The 24,535-nt window shown below is 67.5% G+C and carries 27 protein-coding genes, 1 tRNA gene and 1 pseudogene; 10 read left to right on the top strand and 19 right to left on the bottom strand.

Annotated features, from left to right (window positions below; genetic code table 11):
- The first annotated feature begins 29 nt into the window (after positions 1-29).
- Positions 30-635 carry an SMC-Scp complex subunit ScpB gene (scpB, locus tag BOO69_RS10275; RefSeq protein WP_083545667.1) on the top strand — a complete coding sequence of 202 codons (606 nt, stop codon included), beginning with the start codon at positions 30-32 and terminating at the stop codon, positions 633-635.
- A gap of 86 nt (positions 636-721) precedes the next feature.
- A complete protein-coding gene (locus tag BOO69_RS10270) occupies positions 722-982 on the top strand; it encodes a hypothetical protein (RefSeq protein WP_071972083.1) in 261 nt (86 codons plus the stop codon).
- A gap of 42 nt (positions 983-1,024) precedes the next feature.
- On the opposite strand, the gene BOO69_RS10265 is transcribed toward BOO69_RS10270, so the two are convergent.
- The 8 genes from BOO69_RS10265 to BOO69_RS10230 form a co-directional block, all read right to left on the bottom strand.
- Positions 1,025-2,101, bottom strand: a complete 1,077-nt coding sequence (locus BOO69_RS10265; protein ID WP_071973758.1) for a 2'-deoxycytidine 5'-triphosphate deaminase — start codon at positions 2,099-2,101, stop codon at positions 1,025-1,027.
- Between the two features lie 76 nt (positions 2,102-2,177).
- Positions 2,178-2,254 (bottom strand) — tRNA-Pro (locus BOO69_RS10260).
- A gap of 65 nt (positions 2,255-2,319) precedes the next feature.
- On the bottom strand, positions 2,320-3,579 hold the full coding sequence (locus tag BOO69_RS23425; RefSeq protein ID WP_071972082.1) for a MerR family transcriptional regulator: 1,260 nt from the start codon (positions 3,577-3,579) through the stop codon (positions 2,320-2,322).
- 4 nt (positions 3,580-3,583) lie between these two features.
- Positions 3,584-3,886 (bottom strand): integration host factor subunit alpha, encoded by a 303-nt coding sequence (ihfA, locus tag BOO69_RS10250; RefSeq protein WP_071972081.1) that lies wholly within the window; start codon positions 3,884-3,886, stop codon positions 3,584-3,586.
- Positions 3,887-3,995: 109 nt separating this feature from the next.
- Positions 3,996-4,967 (bottom strand): beta-ketoacyl-ACP synthase III, encoded by a 972-nt coding sequence (locus tag BOO69_RS10245; RefSeq protein WP_071972080.1) that lies wholly within the window; start codon positions 4,965-4,967, stop codon positions 3,996-3,998.
- Complete coding sequence (gene plsX / locus BOO69_RS10240; protein ID WP_071972079.1) at positions 4,964-6,040, bottom strand: phosphate acyltransferase PlsX; 1,077 nt, start codon at positions 6,038-6,040, stop codon at positions 4,964-4,966. Before plsX ends, BOO69_RS10245 begins: the two co-directional genes overlap by 4 nt.
- A 44-nt stretch (positions 6,041-6,084) precedes the next feature.
- Entirely contained in the window at positions 6,085-6,291 is a 207-nt protein-coding gene (gene rpmF, locus BOO69_RS10235) for a 50S ribosomal protein L32 (protein ID WP_071972078.1), read from the bottom strand.
- Positions 6,292-6,511: 220 nt separating this feature from the next.
- Positions 6,512-7,063 (bottom strand): YceD family protein, encoded by a 552-nt coding sequence (locus BOO69_RS10230; RefSeq protein ID WP_071972077.1) that lies wholly within the window; start codon positions 7,061-7,063, stop codon positions 6,512-6,514.
- A 91-nt stretch (positions 7,064-7,154) separates the two neighbouring features.
- On the opposite strand from BOO69_RS10230, the gene BOO69_RS10225 reads away from it, so the two are divergent.
- From BOO69_RS10225 to BOO69_RS10210, 4 genes are all read left to right on the top strand, one after another.
- A complete protein-coding gene (locus BOO69_RS10225; protein ID WP_071972076.1) occupies positions 7,155-7,610 on the top strand; it encodes an outer membrane protein assembly factor BamE in 456 nt (151 codons plus the stop codon).
- Positions 7,611-7,676: 66 nt separating this feature from the next.
- Positions 7,677-8,402: a GNAT family N-acetyltransferase gene (locus BOO69_RS10220; RefSeq protein ID WP_071972075.1), complete on the top strand. Its 726-nt coding sequence runs from the start codon at positions 7,677-7,679 to the stop codon at positions 8,400-8,402.
- 65 nt (positions 8,403-8,467) lie between these two features.
- A complete protein-coding gene (locus BOO69_RS10215) occupies positions 8,468-10,276 on the top strand; it encodes an ABC-F family ATP-binding cassette domain-containing protein (RefSeq protein WP_071972074.1) in 1,809 nt (602 codons plus the stop codon).
- Positions 10,277-10,323: 47 nt separating this feature from the next.
- Positions 10,324-10,641, top strand: a complete 318-nt coding sequence (locus tag BOO69_RS10210; protein WP_071972073.1) for a DMT family transporter — start codon at positions 10,324-10,326, stop codon at positions 10,639-10,641.
- On the opposite strand, the gene BOO69_RS10205 is transcribed toward BOO69_RS10210, so the two are convergent.
- The 4 genes from BOO69_RS10205 to tyrS all read right to left on the bottom strand — a co-directional run bounded on the left by BOO69_RS10205 (position 10,642) and on the right by tyrS (position 14,151).
- The gene (locus BOO69_RS10205; RefSeq protein WP_237267436.1) at positions 10,642-11,187 is read right to left on the bottom strand and encodes a sugar O-acetyltransferase; all 546 of its coding nucleotides are present in this window, start codon (positions 11,185-11,187) and stop codon (positions 10,642-10,644) included.
- Between the two features lie 5 nt (positions 11,188-11,192).
- A complete protein-coding gene (locus tag BOO69_RS10200; protein WP_071972072.1) occupies positions 11,193-11,948 on the bottom strand; it encodes a 3-hydroxyacyl-CoA dehydrogenase in 756 nt (251 codons plus the stop codon).
- 75 nt (positions 11,949-12,023) lie between these two features.
- Positions 12,024-12,839 carry a GNAT family N-acetyltransferase gene (locus BOO69_RS10195; RefSeq protein WP_071972071.1) on the bottom strand — a complete coding sequence of 272 codons (816 nt, stop codon included), beginning with the start codon at positions 12,837-12,839 and terminating at the stop codon, positions 12,024-12,026.
- A 61-nt stretch (positions 12,840-12,900) separates the two neighbouring features.
- Positions 12,901-14,151, bottom strand: a complete 1,251-nt coding sequence (gene tyrS, locus BOO69_RS10190) for a tyrosine--tRNA ligase (protein WP_071972070.1) — start codon at positions 14,149-14,151, stop codon at positions 12,901-12,903.
- Positions 14,152-14,228: 77 nt separating this feature from the next.
- On the opposite strand from tyrS, the gene BOO69_RS10185 reads away from it, so the two are divergent.
- Positions 14,229-15,350, top strand: a complete 1,122-nt coding sequence (locus BOO69_RS10185; protein ID WP_071972069.1) for an anhydro-N-acetylmuramic acid kinase — start codon at positions 14,229-14,231, stop codon at positions 15,348-15,350.
- 239 nt (positions 15,351-15,589) lie between these two features.
- On the opposite strand, the gene BOO69_RS10180 is transcribed toward BOO69_RS10185, so the two are convergent.
- Positions 15,590-16,006: a cupin domain-containing protein gene (locus BOO69_RS10180; protein WP_071972068.1), complete on the bottom strand. Its 417-nt coding sequence runs from the start codon at positions 16,004-16,006 to the stop codon at positions 15,590-15,592.
- A gap of 16 nt (positions 16,007-16,022) precedes the next feature.
- The gene (locus BOO69_RS10175) at positions 16,023-16,547 is read right to left on the bottom strand and encodes a GNAT family N-acetyltransferase (RefSeq protein WP_071972067.1); all 525 of its coding nucleotides are present in this window, start codon (positions 16,545-16,547) and stop codon (positions 16,023-16,025) included.
- Positions 16,548-16,634: 87 nt separating this feature from the next.
- On the opposite strand from BOO69_RS10175, the gene BOO69_RS10170 reads away from it, so the two are divergent.
- A complete protein-coding gene (locus BOO69_RS10170; protein WP_071972066.1) occupies positions 16,635-17,060 on the top strand; it encodes a PRC-barrel domain-containing protein in 426 nt (141 codons plus the stop codon).
- Positions 17,061-17,117: 57 nt separating this feature from the next.
- Here the strand turns inward: BOO69_RS10170 and eno are convergent, their stop codons facing one another.
- Both eno and BOO69_RS10160 read right to left on the bottom strand, forming a co-directional pair.
- Entirely contained in the window at positions 17,118-18,392 is a 1,275-nt protein-coding gene (gene eno, locus BOO69_RS10165; RefSeq protein ID WP_071972065.1) for a phosphopyruvate hydratase, read from the bottom strand.
- Positions 18,393-18,498: 106 nt separating this feature from the next.
- Positions 18,499-19,367, bottom strand: a pseudogene (locus BOO69_RS10160) (DMT family transporter).
- Positions 19,368-19,467: 100 nt separating this feature from the next.
- Between BOO69_RS10160 and BOO69_RS10155 the strand changes: the two are divergent.
- Positions 19,468-20,547 carry an AbrB family transcriptional regulator gene (locus tag BOO69_RS10155; protein ID WP_071972064.1) on the top strand — a complete coding sequence of 360 codons (1,080 nt, stop codon included), beginning with the start codon at positions 19,468-19,470 and terminating at the stop codon, positions 20,545-20,547.
- A gap of 140 nt (positions 20,548-20,687) precedes the next feature.
- On the opposite strand, the gene BOO69_RS10150 is transcribed toward BOO69_RS10155, so the two are convergent.
- Together BOO69_RS10150 and BOO69_RS10145 are read right to left on the bottom strand one after the other, a co-directional pair.
- Entirely contained in the window at positions 20,688-21,389 is a 702-nt protein-coding gene (locus BOO69_RS10150; protein WP_071972063.1) for an NYN domain-containing protein, read from the bottom strand.
- An 81-nt stretch (positions 21,390-21,470) separates the two neighbouring features.
- Entirely contained in the window at positions 21,471-21,884 is a 414-nt protein-coding gene (locus tag BOO69_RS10145; protein WP_071972062.1) for a Fur family transcriptional regulator, read from the bottom strand.
- 379 nt (positions 21,885-22,263) lie between these two features.
- Between BOO69_RS10145 and BOO69_RS10140 the strand changes: the two genes are divergently transcribed.
- Positions 22,264-23,523, top strand: a complete 1,260-nt coding sequence (locus BOO69_RS10140; RefSeq protein WP_071972061.1) for a DEAD/DEAH box helicase — start codon at positions 22,264-22,266, stop codon at positions 23,521-23,523.
- A gap of 134 nt (positions 23,524-23,657) precedes the next feature.
- Here the strand turns inward: BOO69_RS10140 and BOO69_RS10135 are convergent, their stop codons facing one another.
- A complete protein-coding gene (locus tag BOO69_RS10135) occupies positions 23,658-24,485 on the bottom strand; it encodes a DUF533 domain-containing protein (RefSeq protein WP_071972060.1) in 828 nt (275 codons plus the stop codon).
- Positions 24,486-24,535 lie beyond the last annotated feature (50 nt).

Genomic DNA, 24,535 nt, shown 5'->3' with positions numbered 1-24,535 from the left:
AGGAACAGAGCCTGTTCGAAGCGCCCCCGATGGCAGAACAGGAACGGATGATCGAGGCGGTCCTCTTTGCCACCTCCGAGCCGATCACCCTGCGCGAGCTCGAATCCCGCCTGCCGCACGGCTGCGACGCGGGAGAGGCGATGGTGCATCTGCGCCGCCGGTACGAGGGGCGCGGGGTGCAGGTGGTCAAGGTGGGCGACGGCTATGCCATGCGCACGGCGGCAGACCTCGGCTTTCTCATGCAGAAGGAGACGGTGGAGACCCGCAAGCTGAGCCGCGCCGCGATCGAAACCCTTGCGATCATCGCCTATCACCAGCCCGTCACCCGCGCCGAGATCGAGGAAATCCGCGGTGTGTCGGTCAGCCGGGGCACCGTGGACCAGTTGCTCGAACTGGAATGGATCCGTTTCGGCCGCCGCAAGATGACACCGGGCCGCCCGGTGACCTTTGTCGTCACCGACGGGTTCCTCGACCATTTCGGGCTGGAGAACGCGCGCGACCTGCCCGGTCTCAAGGAATTGCGTGCCGCCGGCCTGCTCGAGAATCGTCCACCCCCCGGCGCGCTGCCGCTGGCGGGAGATGGCGAGGACGAGGAGGAAACCACCGAAGGCCAGAGCGAACTCTTCGAGGATTGACGCTGATCACCGGATTTTCAGTGGAAACGCCTGAAATTCGCCGTATTCCGTGCTATATAGGGCCAGAGGCAAGAAGGGATCAGTCAATGAACCAGATCATCAACATGATTGTCCGCCAGGTCATGCACCAACTGGTGCGGCGCGGCGTGAATGCCGGTTTCGATCAGGCGTCCAAGATGGGCAAACGCCGCCGCCAACCCGAACTGGATGAAGACGGCAATCCGGTCCAGCAGCGCCAGCTCACCCCCGAAGAGCGGGCCGCGCGGCGCGCACGGCGGCAGGCGCGGCTCGATACCGGCCATGCCAAGCAATCCATGAAGACCCTGCGCCGGTTTTCCAAGTTCTGAGCCGGCGACCGGCCGCATCGGGTCGGACGCCGCCCGGCCACGTCAACCAGACTTGAAATGCTTGCTCAGCTTCAGGCCCTGGCCTTGGTAGTTCGAGGCGATGCCCGCCCCGTAAAGCTGCGTGGGCACTTCTGCCATCCGCTCGTACAGCAACCGGCCCACGACCTGCCCATGCTCCAGCACGAACGGGGCTTCGTGGCAGCGAACCTCCAGCACACCGCGCGAACCGGCCCCGCCTGCGGCATCGTGGCCGAAACCGGGGTCGAAGAACCCGGCATAATGCACGCGGAACTCGCCGACGACGGCGAGGTAGGGTGCCATCTCTGCCGCGAACTCGGGCGGGATCGTGACGGCCTCCCGGCTGACGAGGATATAGAACGCGCCCGGATCCAGAATGATGTGGCCCTTGGTGCTGTGCACTTCCTCCCAGTAGTCGGCCGGCGCGTAATGGCCCACGTTATCGAGGTCGATCACCCCGGTATGCGGTTTCGCCCGATAGCCCACCAGCGTCGTGCTGGGAAGCTTGAGATCCACTGAAAACCCCAGCCCGTCGTCGATCACCGGCGTGCCGTCCACCAGCGGCGTCTCCTCGTGCAGGCTCCGCAAGGCATCGTCGTCCAGCACCGCATCGCCCCGTCCAAAGCGGATCTGGTTCAGCCGCATGCCCGGTCGCACCAGAACGGAGAAGGACCGCGGACAGATCTCGGCGTAAAGCGGCCCGGTGTAGCCGGGCGCGATGCGGTCGAATTCTGTCCCGCCATCGGTGATCGTGCGCGTCAGCAGGTCAAGCCGCCCGGTCGAACTCTTGGCATTGGCCACCGCCGAGATATCGCTGGGCAGCGCCAGCCCCTCCATCAGCGGCACCACGTAGACACAGCCCTTTTCCAGCACGGCCCCGCTTGTCAGGTCCACCTCGTGCATCCGGAACTCGTCCAGCCGTTCCGCCACGCTCTTGCCGCGCCCGGCAAGGAACGAGGCCCGCACCCTAAAGGCGCGGTTGCCAAGACGCAGATCGAGACTGGCGGGCTGGATCTGGCCGGGGATCACGGGCAGGGGGGCGCTGATCTGGCCGGACCCGATCATGCGGCTGATCTGCTGGTTGGGAATCACGCCATGCAACATCTGGGGCATCGGACCTCGGTCTTTCAAAAACGAACGCCCGCATCCCATCGCGGGTGCGGGCGTTCGGTTTGTTTGGTCGGGCTAGCAGGACTCGAACCTGCGACCTTCCGTCCCCCAGACGGACGCGCTACCAGGCTGCGCCATAGCCCGAACTCAGGCGGTTCATACCTGATCTTGCCCCGTGTGCAAGAGGGAATTGCCGCCGTGTGCACCGATCAGTTGTCTGACGGGCGCGTGCCGCCGCCCCGCCGGTGCGCGGCCATCGAATCGCGCAACGATGCCAGTTGCGCGGCCAGTGGCGCGATCAGCGCGGCCTGGTCGCGGCTGAGCCGTCTGGCCCGGTAAACGGCAGCAAGCGCACCCGGCACCGCATCGAAGCGGTCTTCGGGGGTCAGGTCCAGATCGGGCAGGATCCGGGGCCGGGGCGGCGGCGGCGCTGCCGGCTCTTCGGGTGCCACTTCGGGCGCCGGGGGTTCCGGGTCAGACGCCGACGCGTCCGCTTCCTCGGCTGCTTCGGGTGCGGGGGGCTCGGGGTCGGACGCTAAGGCTTCCGCTTCCGTCAGCGTCGCGGCGGGGGCATCGGTCTCCGACGTCGGGGCCGGTTCTTCGGTCTCTTCCGCGGCAGGGGCGTTGTCCGTGGCTTCCGGCGTCGACGAAGCATCGAGCGGCTGGCGCAGGAAAGCGGGCAGCGCGTCCTCGGGCACGCCGTCGGCGTCGGGCACCTCGGCCAGTTCCGGCTCGGCGGGCTCCGGCTCGGGGGCGTGGAACTGGGCCTCCACCGCCTGCGTCTCGGCTTCCGAAGGGGCCTCGACCTCTAACGCGTCCGCTACGGCGTCATCCCCCTGCGCGGTCTCGTCGGCGGGGGTGGCGCTCTCGTCCTCGGGCTGTTCCGTCTCCGGCCCGGTCACCGCTTCCGGTGCGGGCTGCGGTTCCGGTGTCGCCGGTGCTTCCGGCGGCAGGCTTGCCATCTCCTGCGCAGCTTCGGCGTCGGCTGGGCCGGGCACGGCATCCTCGGCGGGGCTGGCCGCGTCGGGCGCTTCGGGGAGTTCCTGCGCGGCCTCGGCGGCGTCGGGCGTGTCCTTGCCTGATTTGTCCGCCGGTGCCTCGAAACTCAGGACCACGCCCTTTTCCGGCTCCACCGGGGCGGTGGGCGGCTGTGGCGTTTCGGGCATGTCCTCCACCTGCGATGCGGTCAGTTCGTCCAGCGGCGCCGACATGGCGGCGACGTGGTTCATGCCTTCTTCGCGGAGGATCTTCTGCACGCCCTTGATGGTCAGGCCATCGTCATGCAGCAGCTTCTTGATGCCGCCCAGCAGTTGCATGTCGCTGGGCCGGTAATACCGCCGTCCACCGGCCCGCTTGATAGGTTTCACCTGTGTGAACTTGCTTTCCCAGAACCGCAGGACATGGGCCTGGATGCCCAGCCAGTCGGCGACTTCGGAAATGGTGCGGAACGCGTCGGGCGATTTGGCCATGAGATCAGGTCTTGTTCCCGTCCGCGACGCGGTCCTTCATCAGGTGGGACGGGCGAAAGGTGAGCACCCGGCGCGGGTTGATCGGCACTTCCTCCCCTGTCTTGGGGTTGCGGCCCACGCGGGCGGTCTTGTCCCGCACGGAGAAGGTGCCGAAGGATGAAATCTTGACCTGCTCACCGGCGACGAGCGCGTCCGACATATGCTCCAGAACGGATTCGACGAGCTGCGCGCTTTCGTTGCGCGACAGACCCACCTCGCGAAACACCGCTTCACTAAGATCCATGCGCGTCAAGGTCTTGTTAGACATTTCATCCCCCGTTGTTTTCGCCAACATTGGCGCTGGCGGAAATGGGAGTCAATATCAATGACTTGCAACGCGCCGTTTCGGCGGAAATTTCCGCCGAAAATTCAGCCGCTTACCAGCGGAGCACCACCGCGCCCCAGGCAAGGCCGCCCCCGATCGCCTCGGTGACCAGCAGGTCGCCGCGCTTGATCTGGCCGCGTTCGCGCCCCACCGACAGCGCCAGCGGGATCGACGCGGCCGAGGTGTTGCCGTGGTCCTGTACCGTCACCACGACCTGCGACATGGGCAGGTCGAGCTTGTTCGCGGTGCCCTGGATGATGCGGATGTTGGCCTGGTGGGGGACGACCCAGTCGATGTCCTGCGCGGAGACCCCGGCGCGTTCCATCGCCGTGGTGGCGGTTGCCGCCAGCTTGCCCACCGCGTGGCGAAACACCTGGTTCCCCTGCATGCGAAGATGGCCGATGGAACCGGTGCTGGTGCCGCCATCGACATACAGCAGGTCACGGTGCCGCCCGTCCGAATTGAGATCGGTCGACAGGATGCCCCGGTCTTCCGCCGTGCCTTCACCTTCCTGCGCCTCGAGCAGAACGGCGCCCGCGCCGTCGCCGAACAGGACGCAGGTGGACCTGTCGGTCCAGTCCATGATCCGGCTGAAGGTCTCCGAACCGATCACCAGCACCCGCCGGGCCTGGCCGGAAACAATCAGCGCGTTCGCGTTGGCGAGGGCAAAGACGAAACCGGCGCAGACCGCCTGCACGTCAAAGGCAAAGCCGCGGGTCATGCCCAGCTGCGCCTGCACCATCGTGGCGGCGGAGGGAAAGGTAAGGTCCGGGGTCGACGTGGCCACGATGATCGCATCGACGTCGTCCACCGCCATCCCGGCGTCCGCCAGCGCCGTCTGCGCAGCCGCTGTCGCCATCTGCGAGGTGGTTTCACCCTCGGCGGCGAAATGGCGGCGCTCGATTCCGGACCGCGACCGGATCCATTCGTCGTTGGTGTCCAGCGTGGCTTCGAATTCGGCGTTTTCCACGACGCGCGACGGCAAATAGTGGCCGCAGCCGATGACAACTGCTCGGGTGGTCATGAGGGTGTCTCTTCGGTCGTGAGCGTGGCGGCGACCCGCGCGGCGAGCTTGTCGTTGAAACGGCTTTCGGAAAGCTGCGCCGCGAGGCGGATGGCGGCGGAAACGCCGGTGGCGTCGGCGGCGCCGTGGGATTTGACCACGGTGCCGTTCAGCCCGAGGAACACCCCGCCGTTGACCCGGCGCGGATCAATCCTGCGGCGCAGGCGCATCAGCGACGTGTAGGCGAGCAGCGACGCCAGCCGGGACAGGGGCGAATACTTGAAAGCCTCGCGCAGGCCGTTGCCGATCATGTTGGCGGTGCCTTCGCCGGTCTTGATGGCGACGTTGCCGGTGAAACCGTCGGTCACGATCACGTCCGCCGCATCGCCCGAGATGTCGCCGCCCTCAACGAAGCCGACGAATTCGAAGCCGGCACTCTCGCGCTGGTCCCGAATCAGGTCGTAGGCTTCCTTGAGTTCCGCGCGGCCCTTGTGCTCCTCGGTGCCGACGTTCAGCAGGCCGACGCGGGGCCGGGCGATGTCCATGCCGTTGCGGGCATAGGAGGTGCCCATCAGCGCGAACCTCAGCAGGTCGTCCGCATCGGCGCGCACGTCCGCGCCCACGTCCAGCATCACGTTGAATCCCTGCGGGTTGGACGAAGGGTAGAGCACCGCGATGGCGGGCCGGTTCACCCCCGGCAGCTTCTTCAGCCGGATCATCGACAGGGCCATCAACGCGCCGGTATTGCCGCAGGACACGGCCACGGCAGCCTCGCCCGTGCGCACGGCCTCGATCGCGGACCACATGGAGGTGTCCTTGCCGGTGCGCACAACCTGGCTGGGCTTGTCTTCCATCCTGACCACGTCGGCGGCATGCCGGATCTCGCACCGACCCTCAAGCTCGCGCCGCTTGGCCACCAGGGGGGCAAGCTGCGCTTCGTCACCGTGGAGCACGAAGGCGATATCCGGATTGGCCTTTGCAGACAGCGAACACCCGGCAACGACGGCTGCCGGGCCCTCATCACCCCCCATCGCATCGACGGAAATCAGGGTGTGTCCGGCCTTCGCTGCGGTATGATCGGTCGGGGCCGTCATGGGTGCGAATGCCTTTTTATGATCTGCGGATGGGGCGTGCCGGCTCAGGCCGCGTCGTCTTCCAGGTCGATCTCGTCTGTCAGGGCAACGACTTCCGCATCATCGTAGTGGCCGCAGGCGGCGCAGATGTGGTGCGGGCGCTTCAGCTCGCCGCAGTTGGAGCATTCGTTGGGGTTCGCAGCCGAGAGCGAATCGTGCGCACGGCGGTTGTTGCGGCGCGACTTGGAAACTTTGTTCTGCTGGACAGCCATGTCTGGTGCCTTTGTCGGTTCGGGGCTCTGCACCATATGGGCGCAATCAGCCGTGTTTCAATCGACCCCTGTTCGGGCGTGACGCCGCTTTAGGCGAGAGGCCTTGCATTGTCCAACCTTAATTGGGGTGAGGGCGGCAAAATAGCGGGAAAGCCCGATGATGCAAGCAGGTATTTGCCGCGCCCGGCGACCGCCCGCCGGGGGCGGGAAAAGGGGGTATTCAGGGGTCTTCGCGGTCCAGCTTGGCCTTGAGATCGGCCAGCCCCGCAAAGGGCTTGGCGTCCTCGTCGGTCATCGGCTTCTGGCCCGGTTCGGTATGGACCACCGCGCCCAGCTCCGCTCCTTCGGCGCGGGGATAGTCCGGCACCGACAGGGCCAGCGCCTCGATCATCACCGCGCCGGGGTCGATCCACGCGCCCAGCGGCTCCGACGTGTCGTCCTCGGGCATTTCGACCTCGGGTTCCTCCGGTTCGACGTAGTCGGCGAGGTAACGGCGCACCACCTGCGTGTCGACGCGCGTGGTCACCGGTTCGAGCGTCACCACGCAGGGCTGCACTACGGTCGCGCCCAGCGTGCCGGTCAGTTCCCAGTCGTCCCGGCCAAGCGGGCTGACCTTTCCCTCGAAGCTGAGCTTGCGCAGGGCGCTCAGGTCGAGCTCCTGCGCGATCTGCGCCAGCCTGTCCTTCTCCGGTCGGAGCGCAAACACGTTTTCGCTGCCCTGGGACAGCTCCGCGACGCGGAGGGCGGTGGCACTGGGAGGCTTGGGAGACATGGCGGGCCTGCTTTTCGTTTCTTGAACCTGAGGGGGTCCTTGGTGTATGCGAAATAAAGCCAGACCAAACAAGGGCAAGAGGGCAGGACAGATGCACACCACCACCAGAGCCAGCGTGATGGCATTGGCGCTTGCCGCGATGCTGGGCCTTGGCGCCTGTTCCGCCCAGTACCGCAACCACGGCTACGTCCCGCCCGAGGAAGACCTGCAACAGATCCAGGTGGGCGCGGACACCAAGGAAACGGTGGCCGAAAAGATCGGCGTGCCCGCCTCCTCCGGGGTGCTGACCAACTCGGGCTACTACTACGTGCGGATGCGGACCCGGACCATCGGACCCTTCGCCAAGCAGGAAATCGACCGGCAGGTTGTCGCGATCAGCTTTTCCGACACGGGCGTTGTCCAGAACGTCGAACGCTTCGGTCTGGAGCAGGGCCGCGTGGTCCAGCTGACCCAGCGGGTGACGTCCTCGCCGGTCAGCGACAAGTCGTTCATCCGGCAGCTTCTGGGCAACATCGGCCGCTTCAACCCGGCCGGGCTGGCGGGCTGACATCATGCTGTCATATCTCCCTGGCAGGTCGTGACCGAACGGCGGTGCGGAAAGGGGGACAGCCTGATGATGCTACTGCAGAAGGGACGCTACACGGCCCGAACCGCTGAAGATCAGGCCGACGTCGAGGCGGCCCAGCGGCTCCGCGCCACATGTTTCGGCCTCGACGTGCCGCTCGATACCGACAGCTATGACAGCCAGTGCACCCATGTCCTGATCGAGGAGGCGGCCACCGGGGACCTGGTGTGTTGCTACCGGCTGCTGACGCTGCACGGGACCGACCTGCCGCAGTGCTATGCCGCGCAATTCTACGAACTCAGCCCGCTGCAGAGCTACGAGGGGCTGATGATGGAACTGGGGCGATTCTGCATCCACCCCGAACGGTCCGACCCGGACATCCAGCGCATCGCCTGGGCCGCGATGACCCGCCTTGTCGATGCGCAGGACGTGCAGATGCTGTTCGGCTGCGCCTCTTTCGCGGGGACGGAGACCGAAGCCTACCTCGATTCCTTCGCCATGCTGCGCGCGCGGCACCTCGCACCCCCGCGCTGGCTGCCCCGCGTCAAGGCGCCCGACGTGTTCCGATTTGCCGCGCGGCTGCGGCGCAAGCCGGATGCGAAGCGGGCGATGCGGCGGATGCCGCCGCTGCTGCGCACCTACCTGCTGATGGGGGGCTGGGTCAGCGACCACGCGGTGGTGGACCGGCAGATGAACACGCTGCATGTCTTTACCGGGCTAGAGATCGGGGCGATTCCGGCCGCACGCAAGCGCCTCCTGCGGGCCTTGGTCTAGAGTATTTTTGGCATAAAGAAGCAGGGGCGATTGACCTTGCCACGGGGCGGGGATAGCTGCCGCCTATGGCACGCGCACCCTTACTCCAGCTCAATGAAATCTCTCTCACCTTCGGGGGCGACCCGGTGTTCGAAGACCTGTCGCTGGTCGTGCATTCGGGCGACCGGGTGGCGCTGGTCGGGCGCAACGGGTCGGGCAAATCCACCCTGATGAAGGTCATGGCCGGCCTGGTCGAGGCGGACAGCGGCGAGGTCATCGCGGGGCCGGGTGTCTCCGTCGGCTACATGGAGCAGGACCCGGACCTGAGCGGTTTCGATACGCTGGGCGATTTCGCGGCCCACGGTCTGGACCCCGGCGAGATGTACAAGGTCGAACGCGCGGGCGAGGGGCTCAAGTTCGACCCCGCGCGCCCCGTCGCCACCGCCTCGGGCGGGGAGCGGCGCCGCGCGGCACTGGCGCGCCTGATGGCACAGGCCCCCGAACTGATGCTGCTGGACGAGCCCACCAACCATCTCGACATCGAGGCGATCGGCTGGCTGGAGGAAGAGCTGCGGACCACCCGCACCGCCTTTGTCATCATCAGCCACGACCGCGCCTTCCTGCGCAACCTGACCCGCGCGACGCTCTGGATCGACCGGGGGCAGGTGCGGCGGCAGGAAAAGGGTTTCGGCGATTTCGAGGCCTGGCGCGACCAGGTCTGGGAAGAGGAAGACACCCAGCGCCACAAGCTCAACCGCAAGATCAAGGCGGAAGCCCGCTGGGCGGTCGAAGGCATCTCGGCCCGGCGCAAGCGCAACCAGGGCCGCGTGCGCGCGCTGCAGGACCTGCGCGCCGAGCGCGCCAGCCAGATCCGGCGCCAGGGCACCGCGGCGATGGCGCTGGACGCGGGCCCCAAATCGGGCCGCAAGGTCATCGAGGCGCAGGGCATCTCCAAGCGCTTCGGTGACAAGCGGATCCTCGGCGACTTCTCCCTGACCGTGCAGCGCGGCGACCGGATCGCGCTGGTCGGCCCCAATGGCGTGGGCAAGACGACGCTGCTCAACATGCTGATCGGCGCGGAACAGCCCGACAGCGGGACCGTCACGCTGGGGACGAACCTCGAACTCGCGCTGTTCGACCAGGCGCGCGCGCAGCTCGACGGCGACATGTCGCTGTGGGATTCGCTGACCGGTGACCCGGACATGCGCGTCGGCGGCAAGGCGGACCAGGTGCTGGTGCGCGGCCAGCCCAAGCACGTGGTGGGCTATCTCAAGGAGTTCCTCTTTGACGAGGCGCAGGCGCGGGCGCCGGTCCGGTCGCTGTCGGGCGGGGAGCGCGCGCGGCTGTTGCTGGCCAAGCTGATGGCGCGCCCGTCCAACCTGCTGGTGCTGGACGAACCGACGAACGATCTGGACGTCGAAACGCTGGACCTGTTGCAGGAACTGCTGGAAACCTACGACGGCACAGTCATCCTCGTCAGCCACGACCGCGATTTCCTGGATCGCGTGGCGGCCACCACCATCGCGATGGAGGGCGACGGCCGCGCCACCGTCTATGCCGGCGGCTGGACCGACTATCTGGCGCAACGCGGCCAGGACGATTTCGCCGAAAGCGTGGTGAAGGCCAAGGAGCCCCCCAAGCAGGACAAGCCCGCCAAGACCCAGAAGAAGGGTCTGAGCTTTACCGAGAAGCATCGGCTGGAGGCCTTGCCGGCCGAGATCGAACGGCTGGAGGCCGAGATCGGCAAGCTGGAACAATTGCTGGCCGATCCCGACCTGTTCAACCGCGAACCGGTCAAGTTCAACAAGGCGACGCAGGCCCTTGCCGAGCGTCAGGAAAAGCTGTCGTCAGCCGAAGAGGAATGGTTGACGCTCGAGGAAAAAGCGGCAACCTGAACCGCGCCCCCGCGGCGCGGCGGGTTTGTGTTTGAAAGGATCGACAGATGGCTTGGTTGCTACTTGCGCTCGCTGCGGTGTTCGAGGTCGTGTTCGCGATGGGCATGAAGATGTCCCACGGGTTCACCAAACTTACGCCCTCGCTGGTGACCATCGTCGGCATCGTGTTCGGCCTGTGGTTCCTCGCGCTCGCGATGAAGCAGCTGCCGGTGTCCATCGCCTACCCGGTATGGACCGCGCTCGGCACGCTGGGGACCGTCGCACTGGGGACGCTGATGCTGGGCGAATCCATGACCCCGCTCAAGATCGTGTCGGTCCTGGCGATTGTCGGCGGCGTGATCGGGCTCAAGGTCTCGTCCGGCTGATCACAGCGGCCGGGCAGGGGCGCCGACCACGGTCTGCCCCTCCGCCACGTCCCGCGTGACCACGGCGCCCGCGCCGACGATGGCGCCGCGGCCCAGCGTCACCCCCGGCATCACGATTGCCCCCGCGCCGATCCAGACATCGCTGCCGATGGTCACCGGCAGGGCGATTTCCATGCCCCGGGCGCGTTCGGCGGGGTCCTTGTGGTGCTGGGCGCAGATGATCTGCGCCCCCGTGCCGATCATCGTGCCGTCTCCGATCTCGACCCGGGCGCTGTCGAGGATCACGCAGTTCGCATTGATGTAGACCCGCGCGCCCAAGTGAATGTGACACCCGTAGCTGGCGTGGAAGGGGGCTTCGACCAGGCAATCCGGTCCGCAGGCGGCGAAAAGCGCCCGCAGCGGCGCGCTCATCGTGGCGGGCTCCGCCGGTGGCTGGCGATTGTGCGCGTGGATCGCGCGCCGTGCCCGCCCGCGCAGGGTTTCCAGCTCGGGATCGAGGCAGGAGTACCACGCGGCCGCCGCCATCCGCTCCCGCTGGGTCTGCACCGCGGTCACCGCATCCGCAGCGCGCCGTCGAGCCGGATCACCTCGCCGTTGAGATACCCCATCTCGACGATGAAGCCCGCGAGACGCCCGTACTCCGCGGGATCGCCCAGCCGGGCGGGGTTCGGCACGTCCGCGGCCAGGCTCGCCTGCACGTCTTCGGGCAGGCCCGCCAGCATCGGCGTCCGGAAGATCCCCGGCGCGATGGTCATCACCCTGATCCCGTCCTTGGCCAGGTCACGCGCCATGGGCAGGGTCATGCCCACGATGCCGCCCTTGGACGCCGCATAGGCGGCCTGTCCCTTCTGACCATCGAAGGCGGCGACCGAGGCGGTGTTGATGATGACGCCGCGCGCGCCGTCCGGTTCGGGGTCGTTTTGCGCCATGGCCTGCGCGGCGAGGCGCGCGACGTTGAAACTGCCGACCAGGTTGATGTCCACCGTGCGTTGGAAATCGCCCATGGGGTGCGGGCCGTCGCGGCCCAGCGTCTTGATGCCAAGGGCGATGCCGGCGCAGTTCACGGCGGCGGTGATCCGGCCCATCTTCTCCATCGCCAGGTCGATGGCCGCCTGCACCGACGCCTCGTCGGTCACGTCGGTCTCGGCGAAATGGCCGCCGATCTCCTCGGCCACCTGGGGGCCCCGCTTGGCATCCCGGTCCAGCAGGGTCACCTGCGCGCCGCGCTCGGCGAAGTGGCGGGCGGTGGCTTCGCCCAGGCCCGAGGCGCCCCCGGTGATGATGGCGGCTGTGGTGTCGAGCTGCATGTGACCCTCCGTCGGTGCTTTTGAACAGGTGTTCAGATGACCACGGCCCCGCGGCGGGTTCAAGGGGCGGCGGTGTCAGATCGGACACCACCGCAGCCAGCTGCCACCGGTGGGCCGCCCGCGCGCGCCGCTGCGCAGCTTGAAGCGGTTCAGTTCCGGCGTCCGGGCATCCAGCGGACCGAGGTCGAGGATCGTGTGGCCCCGGTCCTCCAGCCAGTCGCAGGCCAAGGCGAGCAGCAGGTTGTGGGCGTGATACCGGCGTCCCGTCTCGGTCGTCTGGCCGAGATGATAGGTGGCCCCGCCGCCGTGGCAGAGGAACAGCATCCGCGCGATCACCTCGCCGCCCCGGCGCGCGCTGAACAAACGCGTCTGATCGGGCGCGGCGGCGGCAAAGGCGCAGGTCAGCGCCAGCGGCCAGCCATCGTAGCCGCGCGCGGCACGCTGCCGCTGCTCGGCCTCGAACAGGGGATGGGACAGGTCGGCCGGCAGGGTGGCATGGGTGACCTCGATCCCGGCGTCGCGCGCCCGGCGCCACTGGTTGCGCCACTTTGGGTGCATCCGCGCGCGCCGGGCCCGCGCGCCGCCCGCGAGCGGCAGCACCCCGATCCAGCGCGGCGCCGCGATGCGCAGGGCGCGCGGCAGGTCGCAGGGCACCTCGGGCGACAGGATGAGCGGGACCCGGCCCAGCCCGGCTGCCGCAAGCTGCGCGTTCAGGTCCGGCGGTGGCGCCGCGCGGGGCAGCATCGCCACCGGCAGCCCGGCCAGCGATCGGCGCAGGACGATGAGACCACAGGGCAGCGTTACCGGTGGGCGGCCCAGCAGCCGAAGGGCGGCGGCAAAGCCGTCACTTTGCATCAGGGGCTGTACGGGCGGATCGGGTGCGTCGAACATGACGCGAATGTGTCCGGGCGAGGTTAACCAAAGGTTAGCGCCGCCCGGAAATTCGGGCGTTTCAGCCCAGTTGCACCAGCGCGTGCCGCTTCTTTCCCGCCGACAGCTTGATCGGGCTGGAAAGTGCCTTGGCGTCCAGCATCAGCCCCGCGTCGGTCAGCGGCCGGTCATCCAGCCGCGCGCCGTTCTCGGCGATCAGGCGCTTGGCCTCCTTGCCGGAGGACGCGAGACCCGATTTCACGATCAGCTGCACGATGGAAATGCCATCGCCCAGATCGGCGGCGGACAGCGTGAGGGTCGGCAGGTCGTCGCCCACGCCGCCCCGTTCGAACACTTCGCGCGCGGTCGCCTCCGCGGTCGCGGCGGCCTCGGCGCCATGCAGCAGCGCGGTGACCTCGTTCGCCAGCCGCACCTTCGCCTCGTTGATCTCGGACCCCGCCAGCGCGCCCATGCGGTCGCATTCCTCGACCGGCAGCTCGGTGTAGAGCTTGAGGAAACGCCCCACGTCGGCATCCGTGGTGTTGCGCCAGAACTGCCAGAATTCGTAGGGCGACAACATGTCTGCGTTGAGCCAGATCGCGCCCCCCTGGCTCTTGCCCATCTTCCGGCCGTCCGACGTGGTCAGGAGCGGCGACGTCAGCCCATAGACCTCGCGGTCGATCACCCGCCGCGTCAGGTCGATGCCGTTGACGATGTTGCCCCACTGGTCGCTGCCGCCCATCTGCAGGATGCAGCCGTAACGCCGGTTCAGTTCCATGAAGTCGTAGGCCTGCAGGATCATGTAGTTGAACTCGAGGAAGCTGAGGCTCTGCTCGCGGTCCAGCCGCGACTTCACGCTCTCGAACGACAGCATCCGGTTGACCGAGAAATGCCGCCCGATGTCGCGCAGGAAATCGAGATAGTTGAGCCCGTCCAGCCATTCGGCGTTGTTGAGCATCAGCGCGTCCGACGCGCCCTCGCCGTAGTCGAGGTAGCGCGCAAAGACGCGGCCCATGCCTTCGATGTTCTCGTCGATCTGCTCGGGCCCCAGCAGGGGCCGTTCGTCCGCGCGAAAGCTGGGATCGCCCACCTTGGTGGTGCCGCCGCCCATCAGGGTGATCGGCTTGTGACCCGACTTCTGCAGCCAGCGCAGCATCATGACGTTCAGCAGATGCCCCACGTGCAACGATTTCGCCGTGGCGTCGTAGCCGATGTAGGCCGGCTGACCCGGCACCGCCAGCGCCTCGTCCAGGCCCTGGTAATCGGTGCAATCGGCCAGGAAGCCGCGTTGCATCATCGTGTGGATGAACTCCGATTTCGGATGGTAGGTCATGGTGTCTTGCCTCGGGCTTGGATTGCGGGGCATCTATAGGGCCAGCAGGATCAAAGGGAAAGACCCAGGGGCAGAACATGGGCAGGGCCATCGGAAAAACGGGCGTGGTGACCGCGCTGGGGGCGATGTCGGGCACGTCGCTCGACGGCGTCGATGCGGCGCTGCTGCGGACGGACGGGCGGCAGATCACCGAATTCGGCAAGAGCGGCTACAGGGCCTATACCGCCGCGGAACGCCGCACCATCGCCGCGGGGTTCGGCAAGTGGCACGGCCCCGAGGTCGAGGCCGCCGCAAGGGTGGTCGAGGACGCACACCGCGCGCTGCTGGGCGACTTCGAGGGGGTCGACCTGATCGGCTTTCACGGCCAGACCCTCGCCCATGCGCCCCGCACGCACGGGACGCTGCAGGTCGGCGACGGTGCGGCCCTGGCGCGGGATCTCGGCGTGCCGGTCGTCTGGGATTTCCGCAGTGCGGACGTGCACCTCGGCGGCGAAGGCGCGCCGCTGGCGCCGTTCTTTCACCATGCCTGCGCGCGTCATGCCGGGATCGAGGGTCCGGTGGGTTTTTTGAACCTCGGCGGGGTCGGGAACCTGACCTGGGTCGATCCGGCGATCGACGCCCCCGAGGCGGAAGGCGCGCTTCTGGCCTTTGACACGGGACCGGCCAATGCGCCCCTGAACGATCTCGTGCAGGCCCGGCTGGGAATGGATTTCGACGACGGCGGCAGGCTGGCGCGCCGCGGCACCGTCGAAACCGGTGCGCTGGAGCTGTTCCTCGCCGAGCCGTATTTCGCGCGAATGCCGCCCAAGTCGCTGGACCGCAACGACTTTGCCGAGATGGTGGCGCTGGTCAGCGAATTGTCCGACGCCGATGCCGCCGCGACCCTGACGGCGATGTGCGCCGCCGGCGTGGCCGAGGCGATGCAGCATTGCCCGCGCCCGCCGGAGCGGGTGCTGGTGACCGGCGGGGGGCGTCACAATCCGGTCCTGATGCAGATGCTCGGCGTCTCGCTCGATTGTCCCGTGGCTGCGGTGGAGGAGGTGGGCCTCGACGGGGACATGCTGGAGGCGCAGGCCTTTGCCTTCCTCGCGGTGCGGGTGGCGCGGGGGTTGCCCACGTCCTGTCCCGGCACCACGGGTGTGCGTGCGGCGGTGGGGGGCGGCACGGTCAGCCTGCCGGGGGGTGCCGATCCGGCGTGATCCGAATGCCTGCGCTGCGCGCAGACAACATTATTGATTTATTATTGATCTGCGCTGCGGGCCCACCATCCCAGGAAGGTCCGGCGCCACCCTTGATTGACCTCTTTCATGGCACCGTCCGTCCCGCTTCCCAAGCACAATAGCCGTATCCCCTTCGGGGGCCCTCGGCGATTGTGCTTGGCAATCCTGCCGGCCGGCGCCATGACGTGCTCAAGCAAGGGCGGCGCCAGACCAGGATCTCAGCGGGGAATGTCGAAGCCGGGCGGCGCGAGGGTGAAGCCGTCGAAGTGGAAGCCCGGAGAGACGGTGCAGCTGACGAGCGTGTAGTCGCCGGTGCTGCGCGCGGCCTGCCAGTGGTGTTCCGGCACGATCACCTGGGGCGCGCCCTGCGACAGGTCCGGTGTCAGAAGGTGGTCGCGGGCGGGGCCATCGCCGGTTTCGGACAGCGACAGGACCAGCGGCGCACCCGCGTGGTAGAGCCAGATCTCGGTCGCGTCGACACGGTGCCAGTGGCTGCGCTCTCCCACCTTGAGAAGGAAGTAGATGCAGGTTCCGCTGGGCCGCCCCCGATTCTCCGCCGCCCAGGTCTGGCGGTAGTGGCCGCCTTCGGGATGCGGGGCGAGGTCCAGTTGCGCGATGATCTCGTCTGCGGTCACGGGGATCTCCTGCCTGTCAGTTCAGGGCGTGTTCGAAGAACAGCAGATGGGGCAGGGCCGATGCCGGAATCTCCTGGTAGGGTCCACGGCCGACGAAGCCCAGGCTGCGGTAAAGCGGGGCCGCCGCCGGCAGGTGGCGCGACGTGTCGAGAAGGACACGGTCGTAGCCGTCGGCGCGGGCCTGCGCGACCAGCGCGCGGCAAAGCGCCTTGGCAATCCCCAGCCCCCGTGCGGCGGGCGCGACGAAGACGCGCTTGATCTCGGCGCTGCGATCGTCGAGGGCGTGGGTCATGCCGCAGGCCACCGGAAGGCCCTCGGCCGTGCGGCCCAGCAGGATCACGCCTTTCGGCCGGGCGTGCAGCACCGGCAGGTCGCGCATCAGCGCCTCGTACTTCTGCACCGGGTAGAAGGTCTCGGTTATGACGCGATCGCTTTCGGAATTCGCCATCAGTGCCGCGCGGTAGTCCCAGCAAAGGGCGCGCACGGCATCGAGGTCTGCGGAACTGTCGGCTTCGGCGATTGAATAGGGGGTATCCGGCATCCGGACCTCCGGCGAAATTTCCTGCGATTGCAGGTGAACCCATAGCAGCCTGCGGCGTTGGGAAACAGCAACAAAGGAGCAAGCAGCATGAAGTACACCATCGCCACCGCCACCGCCCTCGTCGCCGCCACCTCGGGCTTTGCGGCCGCGCAGCAGCAGATGGACCTTTCTGGCCTGATCTCGGCAGAGCAGATCACCGACGGAAACGTCTACCGCATGGACGTGACCGAGGGCGACACGGTCTGGACGGACAACGCAAGCTATACCGAAGTCGACGCCAGCTGGAACCAGGTGGGCGAGATCAGCGACGTGCTTTTCGACCGCGACGGCCGGATCGTCGGCGTGCTGGCCGAGATCGGCGGTTTCCTCGACATCGGCGACCGGGACGTGATCCTGCCGCTGGAGAACGTGCGCTTCGCCGGCAACGGCGGGACCATCCACTACGTCACCAACCTGACAGAGGACGAGCTGAACAACCTGCCCGAAGTCGACGAGGATATGTGGGACGACTGACCGCCGTCACGGCGCGAGACAGGGGGAGGGCACCGCGCCCTCCCTTTTTTCGTGGCACTACTTGAGGATGCTGCGGCCCGCGTATTCGGCGGTTTCGCCCAGGGCTTCCTCGATCCGGATCAACTGGTTGTACTTGGCCAGCCGGTCGGACCTTGCAAGGCTGCCGGTCTTGATCTGGCCGCAGTTCGTGGCGACCGCGAGGTCGGCGATCGTGGCATCCTCGGTCTCGCCCGAGCGGTGCGACATCACGTTGGTGAACCCTGCGCGGTGGGCCATGTCGACGGCCTTGAGCGTTTCCGTAAGCGTGCCGATCTGGTTCACCTTCACCAGCATCGCGTTGGCCGAACCGCGCTTGATCCCCTCGGCCAGCCGTGCCGGATTCGTCACGAACAGGTCGTCCCCCACCAGTTGCACCTTGTCGCCCAGCCGCGCGGTCAGCGCTGCCCAACCGTCCCAGTCGTCCTCCGACATGCCGTCCTCGATCGAGATGATCGGGTAGTCGGCGACCAGCGCGGCAAGGTAGTCGACGTTTTCCTCCGAGCTGAGCTTCTTGCCTTCGCCCGCGAGGGTATAGACCCCCGACTGGTAGTATTCGGTCGCGGCGCAATCGAGCGCGAGGTACATGTCCTCGCCCGGCTTGTAGCCCGCTTTCTCGATGGATTTCAGAATGAAATCAAGCGCGTCCCGGGTGGAGTTGATGTTCGGTGCAAAGCCGCCCTCATCGCCCACGCCGGTGGCGAGGCCCGCCGCCGAAAGTTCCTTCTTCAGCGTGTGGAACACCTCTGCGCCCATGCGCACCGCGTCGCGGATGTTCTCGGCGGCGACCGGCATGATCATGAATTCCTGGATGTCGATGGGGTTGTCGGCGTGTTCGCCCCCGTTGATGATGTTCATCATCGGCACCGGCAGGATGCGTGCCGACGTGCCACCGACGTAGCGATAGAGCGGCTGGGTGCAGAAATCGGCCGCGGCCTTCGCACAGGCCAGCGACACGCCAAGGATCGCGTTGGCGCCGAGGCGGCTCTTGTTCTCGGTGCCGTCCAGTTCGATCATCATCGCGTCGATCTCGACCTGTTCGGTCGCGTCGATGCCGACCAGCGCCTCGGCGATCTCGCCGTTCACGGCGGCGCAGGCCTCCAGCACGCCCTTGCCGAGATAACGCGCCTTGTCGCCGTCGCGCCGTTCGACCGCCTCGTAGGCCCCGGTGGAGGCGCCCGAGGGGACGGCGGCGCGGCCCATGGTGCCATCCTCGAGGATGACGTCGACCTCGACGGTGGGGTTGCCCCGGCTGTCCAGGATTTCGCGGGCGTGGATGTCGATGATCGTGCTCATGAGATGTCCTTGGGGTAAATGGATTTGCGCGGGTTCTAGCCGCACGGCGCGCGGATGGAAAGACGGCTTTGCGCGAACGCGCGCGGGCCCCGGCGGCAGCGCCGGTTCAGGGCAGCACGCCGATCCGCCGCTCGCGCCAGACGGTATAGATCCCCGACAGCACGATGACCGTGGCCCCGGTCAGCGTCAGGGCATCGGGGGTCTCGCCAAAGACGGTGACGCCGATCACCAGCGCAAAGAGAAGCCGCGCGTAGCGGAACGGGGTGACGAAGCTCACTTCGCCCACACGCATCGCGGCGACGATGGCGTAATAGGCGAAGATGCCGATGCTCATCCCCCGAGAAAGTAGGCCCATTCCACCCCGCGTGGCAGCACGAATCCGTCGCCCTGCGCCAGCATCAGGACCAGCCCGGCGGGTACGATGACGAGAAACCCGAGGAAACTCAGCTGCATCGTGGAAAAGATCGCGGGTGTGCGCCGGGTCGCGAGGTCACGCATCGCGAGGGCGAACACCGCGCCCACCGCCAGCAGCGACAGCACCTGGAAACTGTCCATCCCCGGCCGGATGATGAGCAGCACGCCCATCAGACCCACGATGATCGCGCTCCACCGGCGCCAGCCGACGGCCTCTCCCAGAAACAGCGCGGCCCCCAGCGTGACGACCAGCGGCGTCGCCTGCAGGATCGCCGAGGCGCTGGAGATCGGTGTCAGCACGATGGCCGACACAAAGCACATGGTGCCCAGGATCTCGCCCAGCCCACGCAGGGCGATGGGCAGGTTCAGCATGTCGCGGCTCAGCGGGCGCCGGCCCTGCGCCAGCACCACGCCGCCGAACACGATCGCCCCGCCCAGACCCAGCATCGCGAGGATCTGCCCCACGCTCAGCGCCTCCGCCAGAAGCTTGATGAACATGTCCTCGAGCGCGAAACCCAGCATGGAGAGCACCATCAGAGCCGCGCCGCGAAAATTGTCCATCGGTTCCGTTCCTTGCCAGTTCCCGGCACCGATGCCCGTTTTCCGGGCAAAGGACAAGGGAGGTATGGTGGCCGGACAGGGCGGGTGATACCCAGCTGCCATGCGTTGGTCAGATACCGCCTCCTCGTTCCAAGCGACCCTTTTGACACTGGCCGTGGGCATCATCGGGGCGGCCGTGGCCTGGGCGTTGTCCGCGCCGATCTTCATCCTGCTCGGCCCGGCTGTCGCGGTGTCGCTTGCCGGGCTCGCCGGGATGCGCAGCGGCATGGATTCGCGGCTGCGCGACGGGTGTTTCGTGGTTCTGGGGATCGCGGTGGGCGCGGGCTTCGATCAGGATGCGCTGGGGGCGATGCTGCGCTGGCCGCTGGCCTTCCTGCTCATGGCCTGCGTGCTCTGGCTGATGCTCGTGCTCAGCCGCCTGATCCTGACCCGGTTCTTCGGCTTCGATCCCCGCTCCGCGCTGCTGGCCGGTGCACCGGGGCACCTGAGCTTCGTCATCGCCTTCGCGGCGGACAGCCGGCTGGACGTGGCGCGGGTGTCCATCGTGCAGTCCGTGCGGCTGCTGGCGCTGACGCTGGTGGTTCCCTTCATCCCCATCGCGCTGGGGGTCGAGGTGTCCGGCACCATCGCGCAGCAGGGCCCCGGCATCGCCCCCGGCGCCCTTGCGGCGGTGGCCGTGGCGGCGGTTGTGCTGGGCCGGCTCTTTGCCAGGGTGTCCGTGCCGGCCCCGCTGCTGCTGGGCGCCATGGTCGCCTCGGCCGCGGGGCACCTGTCGGGCCTCGCCACCGGGGCGCTGCCGGGCTGGCTGATCCAGCCGGCCTATCTGGTGCTCGGGGCGCTGATCGGCACGCGGTTCTCGGGTGTCACGCCCACGCAACTGCTGCAGGGGCTGGGGGCAGGGCTCACGGTGACGGCGGTGGCGGCCTGTGTGGCCACGCTCGGCGCGGTTCCCGTGGCGCTGGCCCTGGGGATGCCGCTGGCCCACGTGCTCGTGGCCTTCGCCCCCGGCGGGCTGGAGACGATGATCGCGCTCGGGGTGGTACTGGGCGTGGTCCCGGGGTTCGTGGCCGCCTGCCACATCGCGCGCCTGCTGGTGCTGACGGTCCTGCTGCCCGCCATGCTGGGCCGAAGCGTGGCCCGCGACCTGCAGGGCAACGCCCCGCCCGAAAACGGCAGCTGATTCCGACGCGTGCAGGCGGGCGGATGATGAGGCCCAATTCAGGTTAATCAACGCCTTGTCCGCGGCTCAGGCCCCGCAGATCACGCCCTTGGTCAGTCTTCCATCCAGCCGGCCCAGGGCGCCCCCTGTGGCGTGGTCAGCTAATTCCTCGGCCGGATCACCAGCCGGTTGCCGTTCTTTTCCGTTTCCAGCGCGGTGAGCGCCGCGACCAGCGCGCTCAGCTTGCCGTAGCCATAGGTCCGCGTGTCGAAATCGGGATGGCTGGCCTGAATGGCCTGGCCCACCTGACCCAGGTTGTACCAGCCGTCCTCGGCGTCGATCTTTTCCATCGCTTCCTCGAACAGCGGCAGGGCCTTGTCCGCCTTCGCGTTGCTTTCCCTGGCCTTCGCAGGTGCGTCGGGGTCGGGGATGTTCTCGATCTGGATGAACCGGTTGTAGACGTTGCGCAGGGCCGGGTTGGTCTTGGCCTCGCCGATGCCGATCACCGTCAGGCCGTCCTCGCGCAGGCGGTTCACCAGCGCGGTGAAATCGCTGTCCGACGACACGATGACGAAGGCGTCGAACTTGCCGCCGTGCAGGATGTCCATCGCGTGGATCACCAGCCCGATGTCGCTGGCGTTCTTGCCGGTGGAATTGGAGGTCTCCTGGTGCGCCACGAGCCCCAGCTCGTGAATCGGCTGCTTCCAGCCCTTCAGGTGCGGGTTCGACCAGTCGCCGTAGACACGCCGCAGGGCCGGTTCCCCGATCGAGGCAACCTCGCGCATGATCTTGGTGGCATGTTTGGCGGGCACATTGTCGGCGTCGATCAGGACGGCAAGCAGTTGACGGTCGCGTTCTGGCATGGTCCTGCTCCTGCGGGATCTGGGGTCGCGCTTCCCTAGCACCCCGTGGCGGGGAACCCAAGCACCGGTTTTCGGCGGGCGTCAGCGCTTCCGAAGCGGCACGCCGTAGAGTTCCAGCCGGTGCCCGCGCAGTTCGTACCCCAGCTTCTTGGCGATCTTCTCTTGCAGGGCCTCGATCTCGGCATCCACGAATTCGATCACCTCGCCCGAGTGCATGTCGATCAGGTGGTCGTGGTGGTCGCGTTCCGCGTCCTCGTAGCGCGCGCGCCCGTCCCCGAATTCCAGCTTGTCGAGGATGCCCGCTTCCTCGAACAGCTTGACCGTGCGGTAGACCGTCGCCAGCGAGATACCCGAATCCAGCGCCGAGGCGCGGCGGAACAGTTCTTCAACGTCCGGGTGGTCCTCGCTGTCCTCGATGGCGCGCGCGATGGTGCGGCGCTGGCCGGTCATCCGCAGGCCCATGGCCTCGCAGCGCGTGATGATGGGTTTGCTCATGCCGGGTCTCTCGGTCTGCAGGGACCCCTCATGTAGCGGGAAATCGCGGCCTAGGCCACCGGGTTTCGGCGCCGGATGCGGCCGATCGGCGGCGCGGCGGTTGACTTCTGCGGCGCAGCACGCCATGTGAGGGGCAAGCGATGCCTTCTGCCGCGTGAGCAGTACCGGCGCCGGGCCCCGACAAGTCGATGGGGCGCACGTGCGACAAGGTTCATAAAGGCCCGCCGATGTTCCCAAAATCACGCGTGGGGCCAGGTGCCGATGGACAGGTGTGGTGGCAATCAGCCCGCGCCTGCGATCCGATCGGCACGACCCTGCGGGCGCGTGACGCGCCCCGACGATAGGGCGCGGGCCGAGGCTCCGCCGGAAAGAAGACGACATGAGCGATTTCGACATGATGGAGCTGCCGCCGAAACTGGTGACGCGGCTCAAGGAAATGGGGATCGAGAATCCCACCCCGATCCAGAAACAGGCGATTCCGCACGCCTTGAACGGGCGCGACGTGATGGGCCTCGCCCAGACCGGCACCGGCAAGACGGCCGCCTTCGGCGTGCCGCTGGTGGCGCAGATGCTGGAAAACCCCCGCCGCCCCGGTCCGCGCTGCGTGCGCGCGCTGGTTCTGGCGCCGACCCGTGAACTGGCCCAGCAGATCATGGTCAATCTCAAGGGGTATTGCGAGAAGACGCCGCTCAAGGCGCAGATGGTGGTCGGCGGCGTGTCGATCAATCCGCAGATCAAGCGGCTCGAACGGGGTGTCGACATGCTGGTGGCCACGCCGGGCCGCCTGCTGGACCTGATGGATCGCCGCGCCGTCGACCTGAGCGAGACGACCTTTCTCGTTCTGGACGAGGCGGACCAGATGCTGGACATGGGTTTCATCCACGACCTCCGCAAGATCTCGGCGGTGATCCCCAAGGAACGCCAGACGATGCTTTTCTCGGCCACCATGCCCAAGCTGATGAACGAGATCGCGAACTCCTATCTCGACCGTCCGATCCGGATCGAGGTCACCCCGCCGGGCAAGGCCGCGGACAAGGTCACACAGGAAGTTCACTTCATCGCCAAGGCTGAAAAGACCGGGCTGCTGATCGAACTGCTTGCGCAGCACAAGGGCGAGCGTGCGCTGGTCTTCGGCCGGACCAAGCACGGATCCGAAAAGCTGATGAAGACACTGGTGAAGGCGGGTTTCGACGCCGCGTCGATCCATGGCAACAAGAGCCAGGGCCAGCGGGACCGCGCCATCGAGGGGTTCAAGGACGGCACGATCACCGTGCTGGTGGCGACCGACGTGGCCGCGCGCGGGCTGGACATCCCCGACGTCAAGCACGTCTACAACTACGATCTGCCCAACGTACCCGACAACTACGTGCACAGGATCGGCCGGACCGCGCGTGCGGGCAAGGATGGTGCGGCCATCGCCTTTTGCGCGCCGGACGAGATGGGCGAATTGAAAGCGATCCAGAAGACCATGGGGATCACCATTCCCGTGGCCTCGGGCCGCGCATGGGAAGCGGCGGAAATCCCCGACAAGCCCAAGCAGGGCGGTGGCGGCGGCGGCGGTGCCGCCAAGCCGGGCGCTGGCCGGAGCCGCCGGCGCGGCGGCCGGGGCGGCAAGCCCGGTGGCCAGCGCGCCGCCTGACCGGTCGCAGGGGCCGGTTCCGGCCCCGCGCGGCGCGTCCGCAAACGAAAAGGCAGCGCAGGCCGTTAAGCCTTCGCTGCCTTTCTTTTACCGGGGCAGGGCCCGACAGTGCCCAGCGGGGCCGACCCAACGCCTCAGGTGTAAAGCGACGGCACCCCCATGTCGGCGTGGATCTCGTTCACCGCGTCCGGCGTCATGCCGTAGGCCTGCGCCAGCTTGTGCAGGTATTGCGCTTCCTGCTGGGTATCGAGGTCGATCGCCAGCAGCGACACGGCGTAGATCTGCGGGCCCATGCCCTCGGGCGTTTCGCGCACCAATGCGTCCACGTCCACCGGGGCCTGCATCTGCGCCTCGATGAAGGCCGCGTCATCGGCATCGACCTCGCCCAGGTGCTCCATCAGGCGCGCCTTTTCCTCCGCATCGAAGACACCGTCGGACTTGGCCGCCTGTATCATCGCGGCCAGCATCAGCGCCGCGAGCGCCTCCTGGTCCTGCGACGGTTCGATCTCGGGCTCCGGCGTGCTGTCGAACTGCGAGTTGAGGACCGCGCCGAAGCTGGCATTCTCCTTTTCCGGATGGCGGCGCACGGCATTCCGGCTGCCGGCCAGCAGCCCGCCGGCACCTGCAGCCCCGGCAAGACCGCCAAGCATGCCGCCAAGGCCGCCGGTGCCGCGCGATCCGCCGATGCTTTCCAGCAGGCCGCCAAGGCCGCCCGCGGCACCCCCCGTCATGCTGGTGTTGCCGCCGAACAGGCCGCCGAGCATGTCCTGAAGGCCGCCCTTGGCGGTCGTGCCGCGCTGGCCGTGCCCCACTTCGCCCGGCGTGCCGCCGGTCAGGCCGCCCAGCAACCCGCCAAGCCCGCCGGACGTGCCTCCCTTCGTGCCCCGGTTCATCAGGGACTGCGCCCCCTTGGCCACGGCCACACCGATGGCGACTTTCGCCAGCGTCTTCATCAAGCTCATGCGGTTCCCTTTCTTGGATCACCTGCCACATCCTGGCATGTCTGCCCCTG

The organism is Sulfitobacter alexandrii (assembly GCF_001886735.1).
Taxonomy (GTDB): Bacteria; Pseudomonadota; Alphaproteobacteria; order Rhodobacterales; family Rhodobacteraceae; genus Sulfitobacter; species Sulfitobacter alexandrii.
The sequence above is the reverse complement of the archived record's forward strand: the minus strand, read 5'-3'. Positions and strand labels throughout refer to the sequence as shown.

Excerpts from the sequence above, each read along its gene's own strand:
- ihfA (WP_071972081.1), bottom strand. The coding sequence starts at position 3,886 with ATGTCTAACAAGACCTTGACGCGCATGGATCTTAGTGAAGCGGTGTTT.
- eno (WP_071972065.1), bottom strand. The coding sequence starts at position 18,392 with ATGAGCACGATCATCGACATCCACGCCCGCGAAATCCTGGACAGCCGG.
- BOO69_RS10150 (WP_071972063.1), bottom strand. The coding sequence starts at position 21,389 with ATGCCAGAACGCGACCGTCAACTGCTTGCCGTCCTGATCGACGCCGAC.
- BOO69_RS10185 (WP_071972069.1), top strand. The coding sequence starts at position 14,229 with ATGGGCAGGGCCATCGGAAAAACGGGCGTGGTGACCGCGCTGGGGGCG.
- BOO69_RS10210 (WP_071972073.1), top strand. The coding sequence starts at position 10,324 with ATGGCTTGGTTGCTACTTGCGCTCGCTGCGGTGTTCGAGGTCGTGTTC.
- BOO69_RS10175 (WP_071972067.1), bottom strand. The coding sequence starts at position 16,547 with ATGCCGGATACCCCCTATTCAATCGCCGAAGCCGACAGTTCCGCAGAC.
- plsX (WP_071972079.1), bottom strand. The coding sequence starts at position 6,040 with ATGACGGCCCCGACCGATCATACCGCAGCGAAGGCCGGACACACCCTG.
- BOO69_RS10220 (WP_071972075.1), top strand. The coding sequence starts at position 7,677 with ATGATGCTACTGCAGAAGGGACGCTACACGGCCCGAACCGCTGAAGAT.
- tyrS (WP_071972070.1), bottom strand. The coding sequence starts at position 14,151 with ATGACCTACCATCCGAAATCGGAGTTCATCCACACGATGATGCAACGC.
- BOO69_RS10135 (WP_071972060.1), bottom strand. The coding sequence starts at position 24,485 with ATGAGCTTGATGAAGACGCTGGCGAAAGTCGCCATCGGTGTGGCCGTG.
- rpmF (WP_071972078.1), bottom strand. The coding sequence starts at position 6,291 with ATGGCTGTCCAGCAGAACAAAGTTTCCAAGTCGCGCCGCAACAACCGC.
- BOO69_RS10145 (WP_071972062.1), bottom strand. The coding sequence starts at position 21,884 with ATGAGCAAACCCATCATCACGCGCTGCGAGGCCATGGGCCTGCGGATG.
- BOO69_RS10140 (WP_071972061.1), top strand. The coding sequence starts at position 22,264 with ATGAGCGATTTCGACATGATGGAGCTGCCGCCGAAACTGGTGACGCGG.
- BOO69_RS23425 (WP_071972082.1), bottom strand. The coding sequence starts at position 3,579 with ATGGCCAAATCGCCCGACGCGTTCCGCACCATTTCCGAAGTCGCCGAC.
- BOO69_RS10155 (WP_071972064.1), top strand. The coding sequence starts at position 19,468 with ATGCGTTGGTCAGATACCGCCTCCTCGTTCCAAGCGACCCTTTTGACA.
- BOO69_RS10170 (WP_071972066.1), top strand. The coding sequence starts at position 16,635 with ATGAAGTACACCATCGCCACCGCCACCGCCCTCGTCGCCGCCACCTCG.
- BOO69_RS10195 (WP_071972071.1), bottom strand. The coding sequence starts at position 12,839 with ATGTTCGACGCACCCGATCCGCCCGTACAGCCCCTGATGCAAAGTGAC.
- scpB (WP_083545667.1), top strand. The coding sequence starts at position 30 with ATGGCAGAACAGGAACGGATGATCGAGGCGGTCCTCTTTGCCACCTCC.
- BOO69_RS10200 (WP_071972072.1), bottom strand. The coding sequence starts at position 11,948 with ATGCAGCTCGACACCACAGCCGCCATCATCACCGGGGGCGCCTCGGGC.
- BOO69_RS10270 (WP_071972083.1), top strand. The coding sequence starts at position 722 with ATGAACCAGATCATCAACATGATTGTCCGCCAGGTCATGCACCAACTG.
- BOO69_RS10230 (WP_071972077.1), bottom strand. The coding sequence starts at position 7,063 with ATGTCTCCCAAGCCTCCCAGTGCCACCGCCCTCCGCGTCGCGGAGCTG.
- BOO69_RS10225 (WP_071972076.1), top strand. The coding sequence starts at position 7,155 with ATGCACACCACCACCAGAGCCAGCGTGATGGCATTGGCGCTTGCCGCG.
- BOO69_RS10245 (WP_071972080.1), bottom strand. The coding sequence starts at position 4,967 with ATGACCACCCGAGCAGTTGTCATCGGCTGCGGCCACTATTTGCCGTCG.
- BOO69_RS10215 (WP_071972074.1), top strand. The coding sequence starts at position 8,468 with ATGGCACGCGCACCCTTACTCCAGCTCAATGAAATCTCTCTCACCTTC.